The following is a 12166-nucleotide window of genomic DNA, read 5'->3' on the forward strand; positions in this document are numbered from 1 at the left end:
GGCTGAACCGATTGGCGAGGAACCGGATGTCTTACGCCCTAAGTTTTCTGGACAAGAGCCCGCTTCATGCCGGCGACAGCGGCACTGATGCGCTTCGGCGCACGCTTGCCTTGGCCAAGAAAGCGGAAGAAGCCGGATTTGCTCGCTTCTGGGTCGCCGAACATCACAACGCCCAGGCGCTGGCGAGTTCTTCACCCGAGATTCTGATCAGCTTCCTGCTCGCCCACACGAGCCGCATCAGGATCGGCTCCGGCGGCGTGATGCTGCAGCACTACAGCTCCTACAAGGTGGCGGAGAATTTCAATCTTCTCGCCTCGCTGGCGCCCGGCCGGGTCGATCTCGGCATCGGCAAGGCTCCCGGCGGCATGCCACTGTCGACCCAGGCTCTCCAGGGCGCTCATGATCCCGCGAGAAAGCCCTCCTTCGAAACGCAACTGGCCGATCTCAACAGCTTTCTGCGCCACAACAGCACCCGCGAGGCCGGGCCGGACGAATTCGGCGGACAGCTCGCCGCGTACCCCACGCCGACGACGCCGCCAGAACGTTTCCTGCTGGGAGCGAGCGTCGACAGCGCCAGGCTCGCGGCGCGGCTAGGCTGGAACTTCGTCTATGCCGGTCACATCAACGGCGACGCGGCCGCCATCGCCGCTGCCGTCACGGCCTATCGCGAGGCCGGCGGTCCGTCGGTGCTGCTGGCGACGAATATCGTCATCGCCGAAACGGAGGCCGAAGCCGCCACCCTCGGGGGCGAAATCCGCCGCTTCCGCATCGATATCGAAAACGGCCCGGGTGTGAACGTCGGCAGCCGCGAGCAGGCGTTGGAGTATGCCAGGCAGATCGGCGCGACCCAATATCGCATAGAGGAGCGGACCCCGCTTCTGGTCCGTGGAACGCCTGCGTGCGTCGGCGCCGAACTGGACCGCCTGCACCGGACTTTCGGCATAGACGAGTTCATCCTCGAATGCCCGGAGACGGACGGCAGCCGGCGGCTAAAAACCATCGAGTTGCTGGCGGCGGCCAATTTCGCGCTCGCAGCCTGAGGGCTGCCTGAAAAGACGCGATGATGTCAGTCGGTCTCCCCAACGCGCCGTCATCCCGGACAGGCCGTGAAGCAGCGCCGATCCGGGATCCATGCCGGAGCGTCTCCAATCGAGGTTCAGGCATCGATTCTGGGTCTTCCCTCTGATTCTCCCGGAACGGCATCAATCAAGCCCTTGAAGTTATTAATTTTTTTTCGAGTCAGCGAGGAATCCTGCCGTGACAGCAGCCCATTCACGACGCCTCAAGACACTCGTCGGGGCCAGCAGCGTCGTCGCAGCCCCCGGCGATTCGGACCCGATGATCGGTGGCAAGCGCGCGATCGCGCTCGCGCGCCGGGCTGAAGCGGAGAAGATCACCGGCCTCTTCACCGCCGATCTCCTGCAGACCGACGCGGCCGGGCTGGCCGGAACTACGGGAACCCAGGAGCCGATCGTCGCGCTTGCCGTACTCAGCCAGGCGACATCGCGGATCGGCCTCGTCGCCACCGTCTCCACCACCTTCAGTCACCCCTACAATCTCGCACGCCAGATCGGCACGCTGGACCATGCCAGCGGCGGGCGCGCCGCCTGGAATGCGGTGACGTCCTCCGTGGGAGAAGAGAATTTCGGGGAAGCGCTGCTCAGCCCGGAAGAGCGATACGCTCGGGCCGCGGAGTTCATCGAGATCGTCAATGCCCTCTATGACGCCAACGAATCGGATGCCGCGATACGCAAGGCCTCCGGAACGATCACCATCGACCCCCGCAAATTTCACCGCATCGATCATCGCGGCCGCTATTTCAGCGTCGAGGGTCCGCTGAACGTGCCGCCTTTGCCGCAGGGACGCCCAGTGCTGTTCCAGGCCGGACAATCGGACGCCGGCATCAGCGTCGGGGCGCGCTATGCCGAGGTCGTCTACACCTCGCAGCCGACACTCGAAGATGCCCTCGCCTTCGCTGGCGAGCTTCGCCGCCGGGCCATCGGCTTCGGACGCGCCGGCAGGCTGCCCAACATCATGAACTCCTTCCATTCGGTCATCGGCTCTTCGGAGGCCGACGTCGCCCGCCGTTTGAAGGAGAAGCACGAGCGTATCGACTACGATCAGGGCCGGCTGAAGCTCGCCGACATGCTCGGCGGCGACATCGACCTATCGGCCCTGCCGCTCGACAGACCGCTGCCCGACAGCCTGCTGCCAGATGTGACGAGCATCAACCGCAGGCGCGGGCGCGTCGAGATCTTCCGGCGCTATGCCGAGCAGGGACTGACATTGAGGCAACTTGTCATCGAGGCTCAGGAAACCGGTCACTGGTCCGTGGCTGGCACGCCGGAACAGCTCGCCGATGCCCTCGAAGAACGTTTCCGCGCCGGCGTCCTCGACGTGGTCACCCTGCACGGGCTGGGCAATCCCGATCAGGAGGACCTGCTGCTGAATGGGTTGCTGCCCGAACTGCGGCGCCGATCCCTGATCGATGCGGACTATGTCGGAGACGACTTCCGCTCCAATCTCGAACTCCCGCCGCTTGTGACGCAGACTGGCCGGCTCGCTCAGGCGAGGCCGGCCTGACGCAGCCCGCCGAGCGGTGGCGCCGGCAACGATCGACGTCGGGAACTGATCGCTCCCGACAGGGCGATGGGCGGTCGATCGCTTCTCTTCCTACCAATATAATAAGCAACTAATTCCCTGTACTATATGTTTTAGTCACTCTGCCTTTCACGGCGGAGAAGACGAATGAGCAAGAAACACATCACGTTCGGCATCATGCTGCATGGTGCCGGCGGTCATATGAATTCGTGGAAGCACGCGAGCGGCCCGGCCGATGCAAGCGTCAATCTCGAATTTTACATCCAGACGGCGCGAAAGGCCGAGGCTGCGGGCATCGCATTCGCCTTCGTCGCGGACGGGCTCTACATCAACGAGAAGTCGATTCCGCATTTCCTGAATCGCTTCGAGCCGCTGACCATTCTCTCGGCGCTGGCGACGCAGACGAGCAAGATCGGCCTCGCAGGCACCGTCTCGACCTCCTATTCCGACCCCTTCACCGTCGCGCGCCAGTTCGCCTCGCTCGATCTGATCAGCAAGGGTCGCGCCGGCTGGAACGTCGTCACGACGCCGCTGGAAGGCTCCGCCCGCAACTACAGCCGGCAGCATCCGGAGCATTCACAACGCTATGAGATCGCGGATGAGTATCTCGAGGTCGCGCAGGGGCTGTGGGATTCCTGGGACGACGATGCGGTGCTGCGCAATCGCGAGACAGGGCAATTCTTCGACCGCACCAAGCTGCATGAGCTGAACCACCGGGGCCGCTTCTTCCAGGTCGACGGTCCGCTCAACATCGGCCGCTCGCCGCAGGGACAGACGGTGATCTTTCAGGCCGGCTCCTCCGATCCAGGGATCAAGCTTGCCGGGAAATATGCCGACGCGGTCTTCACCCATTCGCCCTCGGTCGAGGAGACGCGAACCTTCCTGAAGCAGGTCAAGACGAGCGCAGTCGCCCACGGCCGTTCAGCCGACGACGTGAAGATATTTCCCGGCATTGGCCCCATCGTCGGTGAGACCGCGGAAGAAGCCCAGGCCAAGTACGAGGTCATCCGCAACCTGCTGGGCATCGACGAAGCTCTCGCCTATCTCGGCCGCTATTTCGACCACCACGACTTCACGGCCTACCCGCTGGACGAAGCCTTTCCCGAGCTGGGCGAACTCGGCAAGAACAGCTTCCGCTCGACCACCGACCGCATCAAGGCCAACGCAAAATCAAAGGGCCAGACCTTGCGCGAGGTCGCATTGGAGGTCGCGACGCCGAAGCCGAATTTCATCGGCACAGGCGAACACGTCGCCGGCGAAATCATCCGCTGGATCGACGCGGGCGCGGCCGACGGCTTCATCCTCGGATTCCCCGTGGTCGCGCAGGGGCTCGACGATTTCATCACCCATGTGGTCCCGGTGCTGGAGGCACGCGGATATTACAGTCGCGACCTGCCCGGCGCGACATTGCGCGACCATCTCGGACTGCCGCGAAAGGTGAGCCGCCATGCGCAGCCCGCTCCCGACCGGCAGAAGACCGCGAGCTGAGCCTCGCCGCATCCGGATCGCGAGATCATGACCGTTCACACCCACCCGACCGCAATCGCCAGCGCCATCGAGCCCGGTATCGCCGCGCATCTCGACACATTCGTCGCCCTGCGCCGCGATTTTCACCGGTATCCCGAGCTCGCCTTCCGTGAGGCGCGGACGAGCGCGAAGGTCGCCGAACTGCTGACGTCCTGGGGCTATGAGGTCACGACCGGCATCGCCGGCACGGGCGTCGTCGGGACCTTGCGCCATGGCGCGGGTGGCAAGGCGATCGGCCTGCGCGCCGACATGGACGCCCTGCCGATCCATGAAGAGACCGGCCTTCCCTATGCCAGCGAAACAACCGGCGTCATGCACGCTTGCGGACATGACGGGCACATCACGATCCTGCTTGCCGCCGCGCGCCATCTGGCCGAGACGAGAAACTTCGACGGCACGCTGCACCTGATCTTCCAGCCGGCGGAAGAGATCGGTGCGGGCGCGAGGAGGATGCTGGCGGAAGGCTTGTTCGAGCGCTTTCCCGTCGATGCGGTGTTCGGTCTGCACAATTGGCCGGGCGTTCCCACCGGGTATTTCGGTTTCGTTGCGGGCGCCGCCATGGCCTCGGTCGACAAGGCCCTGATCAAGGTCGTCGGCAAAGGCGGGCATGGCGCTGCGCCCCATGAGACGGTCGACCCTATCCTGGTGGCCGCCCACCTGATCACCGCTCTCCAGAGCGTGGTCTCGCGCAATGTCGATCCACGGCAGATGGCGATCGTGACCGTCGGATCGATCCATGGCGGCACCGCTGCCAACGTCATTCCCGAAAGCGTTGATCTTCAACTCACCATCCGCTCCTTTGATCCGGCTGTGCGGCAACTGCTCCAGCGGCGCATTCCCGACCTCGTCGAAGCCCAAGCCGCAGCATTCGGCGCGATGGCCGAGGTCGATTACCGGCTCGGCTTGCCCAGCGTAGCGAACCATGTGGCGGAAACTGAATTCGCCGCGGCCGTCGCGCTCGACACATTCGGCCGAAACCAGGTCGACCCGGCCTTCCCGCCGCGCACGGCCTCGGAGGACTTCGCCTATTTCCTCGAAGCGAAGCGAGGCTCCTCTCTCTTTGTCGGAAATGGGCAATCCGCATCGCTCCACAATGGGGCCTACGACTTCAACGACGCGTTGATCGCCCCTGCCGCGACCTTCTGGACCCGGCTGACGGAACGCTTCCTGTCATGAACCCTACAGGCGAGACGACGCCATGAGCGACGAGTTTCTCTACACCACCACGGACGATCCCCGGGCCAGGCCGCTGGTCGACGAGCTGATCCACGAATACGACAGCCGCTATGGCGACGTTCCCGGCCGCGAGGGCGCGGTCGTCGAATTGCATCGCTATCCGCCCGCGCTGTTCCAGCCCCCGCATGGCAACTTCCTGCTGCTGATCCGCAATGGCGAGACCATCGGCGGCGGCGGGTTCAAGCTCTTCGACGCGCAGACCGCCGAACTCAAGCGCGTCTGGACCCGGCACGACCTGCGCCGGCAGGGCCTCGCCCGCAAGGTCCTGATCGAGCTCGAGGCTCAGGTTCTGCGCCAGGGCTACAGCCGGATCTTCCTGACCACCGGCTTCCGCCAGCCGGAGGCCGAGGGGCTCTATCTCGGCCACGGCTACAGCCGGCTGGAGGATCCCGAAGTCGACTCCGGACCGGTGCGCATTCTGCCCTTCGAAAAGCATCTCGGCCGCGGCACCGATGCTCCTTACGCCCCGCACCAAGCCACCGCCTCCCCCGATGCGCGCCGCGCCGTCGGTGCGTGACAGCCCGACAAGGACGAGACCTCCGCATGACCGCGACGACCGATTTCCGTGACACGCCCTTGGCCCCGATCCGGCCAGCGAGCGGCGACTACTCGCAGCACCGGATCGTCCCGGCGCGCTATCCGGCCCGGACGGTCGGGACCATCGTCGCGGCGCTGCTCATCGCGGCAACGCTGAACTCCATCCTCGGCAATGAGCGCTGGGGCTGGAACGTCTTCGCGGAGTGGTTCCTGTCGGAGCCCGTGCTGATGGGGCTCGGCCGCACGCTGCTGCTGACCTTGCTGGGCGCTCTCTTCGGCTTCACGCTGGGCACCGCTCTGGCCCTGGCGCGCGTGTCGGGTTCACCGCTCTTGTCGGGCCTGTCCTGGACCTTCACCTGGATCTTCCGCTCGATCCCGCTGATCGTCCTGCTGCTGATCCTGAACAATCTCGGCTATCTCTACGAGACGATCACGATCGGGGTGCCCTACACGAGCATCAATTTCTTCAGCTACCAGACCACGCAGCTGATCAGCCCCTTCACGGCGGCGCTTCTCGGCCTCTCGATCAACCAGGCCGCCTTCACCTCCGAGATCATCCGTGGCGGCATTCTCTCCGTCGACCAGGGCCAGCTCGAGGCCGCCGCCTCGCTCGGCCTGCCGCGCTCGCGCCAGGCCTCGCGGATCATCCTGCCGCAGGCGATGCGCTCGATCGTGCCGCCCGCTTTCAACGACATCATCGGCCTCGCGAAGGGCACGTCCAACGTCTACATCCTCGCGCTGCCCGAGCTGTTCTACACGATCCAGGTCATCTACCGGCGCAATCTCGAGGTGATCCCGCTCCTGATGGTTGCGACCATCTGGTACCTCATCATCCTGTCGGTCCTGTCGGCGGTCCAGTATTTCATCGAGCGCCACTATGCCCGGGGCGCCCTGCGCAATCCGCCGCCCCCCGTGCTGCGCGCCATTCTCGAATGGCTTGGCCAGTTCCGCTTCGTCCCCCAACCCACTCCGTCGACGACACCTGTCACGGCGCCGCGCTTCGTCGGCTCGGCCCGCAGCGCCATCGAGCCGCGCGGCATCTCCGCCGGCGAGCGTGCGGCGGCCGGCGGCACGGTCGCCATCCACAACGTCTCGAAGAGCTTCGGGCCGCTCAAGGTTCTTGACCGCCTCAGCCTGACGATACCGGCAGGCAGCGTCACCGCGATCCTTGGCCAGTCCGGCTCCGGCAAATCGACCCTGCTGCGCTCGATCAACCATCTCGAGCGCGTCGACCAAGGCTTCATCGCCATCGATGGCGAGTTGATCGGATACCGGCAGGAGGGCGGGCTGCTCTACGAGCTGAAGGAAAAGGACATCCTCAAGCGCCGCGTCGATGTCGGCATGGTGTTCCAGAACTTCAATCTGTTCCCGCATCTGACCGTGCTCGACAACATCACCGAGGCGCCGGTGACCGTGCGCGGCGTCCCGCACACTGAGGCCGAGGCACAGGCCCGCGACCTTCTGGCCCGCGTCGGCCTGTCGGAGAAGGCGGATGCCTATCCCCGCCAGCTCTCCGGCGGCCAGCAACAGCGCGTGGCGATCGCGCGCGCACTCGCCATGCGGCCAAAAGTCCTGCTCTTCGACGAGCCGACCTCGGCGCTCGATCCGGAGCTCGTCAACGAGGTGCTCGACGTTATCAAGGAGCTCGCGCGCTCCGGCGTGACCCTGATCATCGTCACGCACGAGATCGGCTTCGCTCGCGAGGTCGCCGACACCGTGGTCTTCATGGACCAGGGCGAGATCATCGAGCAGGGGCCGCCTTCGGTCGTGCTCGGCGCCCCCAACCATCCCCGCACCCGCGAGTTCCTGGCCAAGGTCCTGTGAGCGCGCGACGACCCCAAAAGCATTGACCTGTCCCCGCTTCCACCAAAGGAGATTTCCATGTTGAGCAGACGTCTTGCCGTATCGGTCCTGGCCGCGGGTCTCGCATTGGGACTGTCGTCGGGCGCCCGCGCCCTCGAACCCGATCTCTCGCCCGAACAGAAGTCGCGAGTGCGCACTGACAAGGTCGAGGCCGCGATAAAGTTGCTGGGCCCCGGCGTGAAACTGGTCACACCCGGCAAGCTCACCATCGCCAATGCCTCGACAAGGCTGCCCTTCGGCACCTTCGCGACCGACAACAAGACGCTGGTGGGATCAGAAGCCGATATCTCGCAGCTCGTTGCCGACAGCCTCGGCCTCCAGCTCGAACTGGTCAACGTCGCCTGGGCGGATTGGCCGCTCGGCGTGATCTCCGGCAAATACGACGCCGTCGCCTCGAACGTGACCGTGACGGAGGAACGCAAGGAGAAATTCGACTTCTCGACCTACCGCAACGATTTGCTGGGCTTCTTCGTCAAGGCCGACAGCAAGATCACCGCCATCAAGGAACCCAAGGACGTCGCCGGGCTCAAGGTCATCGTCAGCTCGGGCACCAACCAGGAGCGCATCCTGCTCAACTGGATCAAGCAGAACGAAGCCGCCGGTCTGCCCAAATCGGAGGTGCAGTATTACGATGACGACGCCGTGCTGCAGCTGGCGCTGCAGAGCGGGCGCGCCGATGTCTATCTCGGCCCCAACGCGCTGCTGAGCTACCGCGCAGCCCTCGACAGCAAGACCAAGGGTGTCGGCAACCTATCGGGCGGCTGGCCGGTGACGGCCGAGATCGCGGTGACCACCCGCAAGGGCGCAGGCCTCGCCGAGGCGATCACGGCGGCGATCAACGCGCAGATCAAGAACGGCAATTACGCCAAGGTGCTGGCGCGCTGGAACCTGCCTCACGAGGCGATCCAGGAATCCCGCACCAATCCCCCGGGCCTGCCCAAGAGCTGAGGCCGGTCCGCGACGCGGCCAAAAGGTGGCATGACATGATGAGACGCTATCTCGCCCCGGCCTGGCTGGCCGGGCTCGCACTCGGCGCCGCACTGGCGGCCTCGGGCGCGCTTGCGCAAACGAAATACGATCTCGGCCCCGAGCAGGCCGGGCGGCCGCGCACGACCCGCAACGACGAGGCCGTCGCTGCTGTGGCGAAAAACTACAAATTCGTCGAGCCTGGCATCCTGACGGTCGCGATCAACCCCGGCACGCCGCCGATCGCGACCTACGCCACCGACGCCAAAACCATCGTCGGCGCGGATGCCGATATCGCCCAGTTGCTGGCCGACGCACTCGGGCTGAAGCTGAAGCTTCTGCCCGTCGCCTGGGCCGACTGGCCGCTCGGCATCGTCTCGGGCAAATATGACGCGGCGATCTCCAACATCGGTGTCACCGAGCAGCGCAAGGAGAAGTTCGACTTCTCGAGCTACCGGCAGGGCCTGCACGGCTTTTTCGTCAAGGCTGACAGCAAGATCGAGCGCATCGCCCAGCCCAGGGACGCCGCAGGCCTCAAGATCATCATCGGGGCCGGCACGAACCAGGAGCGCATACTGCTCGAATGGAACAAGCAGAATGTCGCGCAGGGCCTGAAGCCGCTCGAGCTGATCTATTTCGACGACGAGCCCGGACGCCTCCTGGCGCTCGCAGCGGGACGCGCGGAGGTCATCGTGCAGCCCCATGCGCAGCTGCTGTTCATCCAGTCGCGCGACGGCAACATCAGGCGCGTCGGCACGCTTAGCGCCGGCTGGCCCGATCGCTCGGACGTCGCCGTCACGACCCGAAAGGGCAGCGGCCTCGCCAACGGCGTCACGGCAGCGCTCAATGGCCTGTTCCGCGACGGCAGCTATCGCAAGGCGCTGGACCGTTGGGACCTCGGCGACGAGGCACTCCCCAAAGCGGAGACCAATCCTCCCGGCCTTCCCAAGTACTGACGGGATCGACGCATCCTATGTCGCTCGCTTCGCTGGCCATAGGCCATATCGGCTTCCTGATTCCCGGCAACTATGCCGAGGAGCGCCCCGCCGAAGGGCTTGAGGACACGCTGTCGCTGTTCGCACGTGCCGAGGCGCTCGGCTATGACAGCGCCTGGGTGCGGCAGCGCCATCTGGAAACCGGCATCTCCTCGGCCAGCACCTTCCTCGCCGCTGCGACGCAGCGCACCCGCCGCATCGGCCTCGGCGTCGCCGTGATCCACATGGGCTACGAGAACCCCATGCGGCTGGCGGAAGACCTCGCCACCGTCGATGTGCTGGGGAACGGCCGGCTCAATGTCGGGCTGAGCGCCGGGGAGCCCTCGCCTGCCGCCCTGCTCGGAGCCCGCTTCAACGACAACGCCGCGGCGGATTCGCAATCCGGCTATGGCCGCATCGCCGAACTCGCCGCCAATCTCGCCGGCGGCTGGATCGGCGAGGAGGATGCGGTCATCGTCTCCGCCGGCGGGCGGCAGAAACCGCGGGTGCGGCCGCACGCGCAGGGCTTGCGCGACCGGCTCTGGTACGGCGCAGGCTCGCTGCGCTCGGCGGCCTGGGCCGGCACATCGGGCTTCAACCTCCTCGTCGGAAACATCAACGTCACGGAGGGCGCCGGCAGTTTCCAGGCGGTCCAGCAGGCGCAGATCGAGGCCTACTGGAACAGCTATGCCGGCCAGGCGGCGCCGCGCGTCTCGGCCGGGCGGGTGATCCTCCCGCTCGACAGCGCCAATGCCCGGACCAGGCGGAAATATCAGGACTTCGCGGCCTCGCGGCATGAGCGCACCCTGTCGCCGCAAGGCGAGCGCAGAACGCAGTTCGCGCCCGACATCGTCGGCTCGGCCGAGCAGATCCTCGAAGCCCTGAACCGGGACCCTGTGCTGCGTCATGTCGCGGAACTCAGGCTGGAACTACCCTATAATTTTGCTCGTGGAGAGTACGAGCAGATCCTTTCGGACTTCATCGGCCTGGTCGCGCCAGAGATCGGCCACCGCCGTCATTGACCTGCCAAGCCGCAGAAAGCAGCCATGCCCCAATACGACTTCGATACCGCGCCTGACCGTCGCGACACGGGCAGCACGAAATGGAGCCGTTATCCGGCCGACGTTCTGCCGATGTGGATCGCCGACACCGACTTCGCCGTCGCGCCCGAGATCGTGGCGGCGCTGAGGCGCCGGCTCGACCATCCCGTCTTCGGCTATGCCGTCGCGCAGGCCGCCCTGCGCGAGCAGATCGTCCTCGACCTCGCGACCCGCTTCCGCTGGCAGATCAAGCCGGGCGACATCGTCTTCCTGCCGGGAGTCGAGGCCGGTTTCAACATGGCCCTGAAGGCACGATTGAAGCCCGGCGACAAGGTTCTGATCCAGACGCCGATGTACAGGCCGATCCTGGACGCGCCGGGCCATTGGGGGCTAGAGTCGCTTCTGGTTCCGTTGGTCCGCGGCGAACAGGGCTACGTCCCCGATCGCGCAACCCTTGCCGACGGCGTGCGGCAGGCGCACGCCTTTCTCCTGAGCAATCCGCACAACCCGACCGGCTACGTCTATACGCGCGACGATCTCGACGGGATCGCGGCGGCTGCGGAAGCCGGCGACACGCTGATCATTTCAGACGAGATCCATTGCGACCTCGTTTTCGACGGCAGGCCGCATGTCCCGATCGCCAGCCTGGGTCCCGAGATCGCGAAGCGCACCATCACGCTGATGTCGGCGAGCAAGACCTACAACATCCCCGGCCTGAAGACCGCCTTCGCCGTCATCACCGACCCTGCCCTGCGCAACGCCTTCAACGGCGCACGCAGCGGTCTCGTCGACAGCGTGAACCTGATGGGGCTGGAGGCGACCCTGGCAGCCTATCGCGATGCCGGCGCCTGGCGGGTGGCGTTGCTCGACTACCTGCAGGCGAACCGCGATCATCTCGACTTGGAACTCCGCCGGCTGCTTCCTGGCATCTGCTATCATCCGCCGCAGGCCTCGTTCCTGGCCTGGCTCGACTGCAGCGCGCTGGACCTGCCGACCTCGCCCCAGGCCTTCTTCCTCGAGAGGGCGATGCTCGGACTCTATGCCGGCGAGGTGTTTGGTGCGGGATATGGTTCGTTCGTGCGTCTGAATTTCGGCTGCACCCGCGCGGTTCTGACGAACGCTGTCGAGCGAATGGCGGAAGCTCTTTCGCGCCACGCCGGATGAAAGCCGGCAGGCAAGTTGCGGCCGGCGCGATGCCCTGCCGGCAGTCACCAGGCGCTTGCCCGCAGCATGGCCACGGCTTCAAGCCCATGCCAGATCGCAGCATAGCCTGCCTTCTCGATCGCTCCGATCGGAAAGCGGCCATCAGGAGCCTTCAACTCCTGCAGGCAAACGACCTCCGGCTGCGCGTCCTCAAGCCATCGCAGGAGCACCGCTAGGCGTCCGTTGATGCCGTTGACGTTGAAGGTGGCGATTTTCATC

Annotated in this window: 10 protein-coding genes and 1 pseudogene; 10 read left to right on the top strand and 1 reads right to left on the bottom strand. The window is 65.5% G+C overall.

All coding sequences use genetic code 11. From position 1 onward, the window contains the following. The first annotated feature begins 26 nt into the window (after window positions 1-26). The 10 genes from J2Y55_RS13605 to J2Y55_RS13650 all read left to right on the top strand — a co-directional run bounded on the left by J2Y55_RS13605 (window position 27) and on the right by J2Y55_RS13650 (window position 11908). A complete protein-coding gene (locus J2Y55_RS13605; RefSeq protein WP_310154354.1) occupies window positions 27-1040 on the top strand; it encodes an MsnO8 family LLM class oxidoreductase in 1014 nt (337 codons plus the stop codon). 217 nt (window positions 1041-1257) lie between these two features. Continuing rightward, window positions 1258-2583, top strand: a complete 1326-nt coding sequence (locus J2Y55_RS13610) for an NtaA/DmoA family FMN-dependent monooxygenase (protein ID WP_310153755.1) — start codon at window positions 1258-1260, stop codon at window positions 2581-2583. A 165-nt stretch (window positions 2584-2748) separates the two neighbouring features. Continuing rightward, window positions 2749-4089: an LLM class flavin-dependent oxidoreductase gene (locus J2Y55_RS13615; RefSeq protein WP_310153759.1), complete on the top strand. Its 1341-nt coding sequence runs from the start codon at window positions 2749-2751 to the stop codon at window positions 4087-4089. 27 nt (window positions 4090-4116) lie between these two features. Beyond that, a complete protein-coding gene (locus tag J2Y55_RS13620; protein WP_310153761.1) occupies window positions 4117-5304 on the top strand; it encodes a M20 aminoacylase family protein in 1188 nt (395 codons plus the stop codon). Window positions 5305-5326: 22 nt separating this feature from the next. Continuing rightward, window positions 5327-5881, top strand: coding sequence for a GNAT family N-acetyltransferase (locus J2Y55_RS13625; protein WP_310153765.1), 555 nt, complete (start codon window positions 5327-5329; stop codon window positions 5879-5881). 26 nt (window positions 5882-5907) lie between these two features. After that, window positions 5908-7725 carry an amino acid ABC transporter permease/ATP-binding protein gene (locus J2Y55_RS13630; protein ID WP_310153768.1) on the top strand — a complete coding sequence of 606 codons (1818 nt, stop codon included), beginning with the start codon at window positions 5908-5910 and terminating at the stop codon, window positions 7723-7725. Between the two features lie 57 nt (window positions 7726-7782). After that, window positions 7783-8712 (top strand): ABC transporter substrate-binding protein, encoded by a 930-nt coding sequence (locus J2Y55_RS13635; protein ID WP_310153771.1) that lies wholly within the window; start codon window positions 7783-7785, stop codon window positions 8710-8712. 38 nt (window positions 8713-8750) lie between these two features. Continuing rightward, window positions 8751-9686 (top strand): ABC transporter substrate-binding protein, encoded by a 936-nt coding sequence (locus J2Y55_RS13640; RefSeq protein ID WP_404978924.1) that lies wholly within the window; start codon window positions 8751-8753, stop codon window positions 9684-9686. A 17-nt stretch (window positions 9687-9703) separates the two neighbouring features. Next, window positions 9704-10726, top strand: coding sequence for an LLM class flavin-dependent oxidoreductase (locus J2Y55_RS13645; RefSeq protein WP_310153776.1), 1023 nt, complete (start codon window positions 9704-9706; stop codon window positions 10724-10726). A 24-nt stretch (window positions 10727-10750) separates the two neighbouring features. After that, complete coding sequence (locus tag J2Y55_RS13650) at window positions 10751-11908, top strand: MalY/PatB family protein (RefSeq protein ID WP_310153780.1); 1158 nt, start codon at window positions 10751-10753, stop codon at window positions 11906-11908. A gap of 83 nt (window positions 11909-11991) precedes the next feature. On the opposite strand, the pseudogene J2Y55_RS13655 reads toward J2Y55_RS13650, so the two are convergent. Continuing rightward, a pseudogene (locus tag J2Y55_RS13655) lies at window positions 11992-12165 on the bottom strand (endonuclease/exonuclease/phosphatase family protein); the annotation flags it as partial. Window position 12166: the final 1 nt, after the last annotated feature.

Origin of the sequence: Allobosea sp. BE125 (assembly GCF_031456075.1) — a bacterium.
Taxonomy (GTDB): Bacteria; Pseudomonadota; Alphaproteobacteria; order Rhizobiales; family Beijerinckiaceae; genus Allobosea.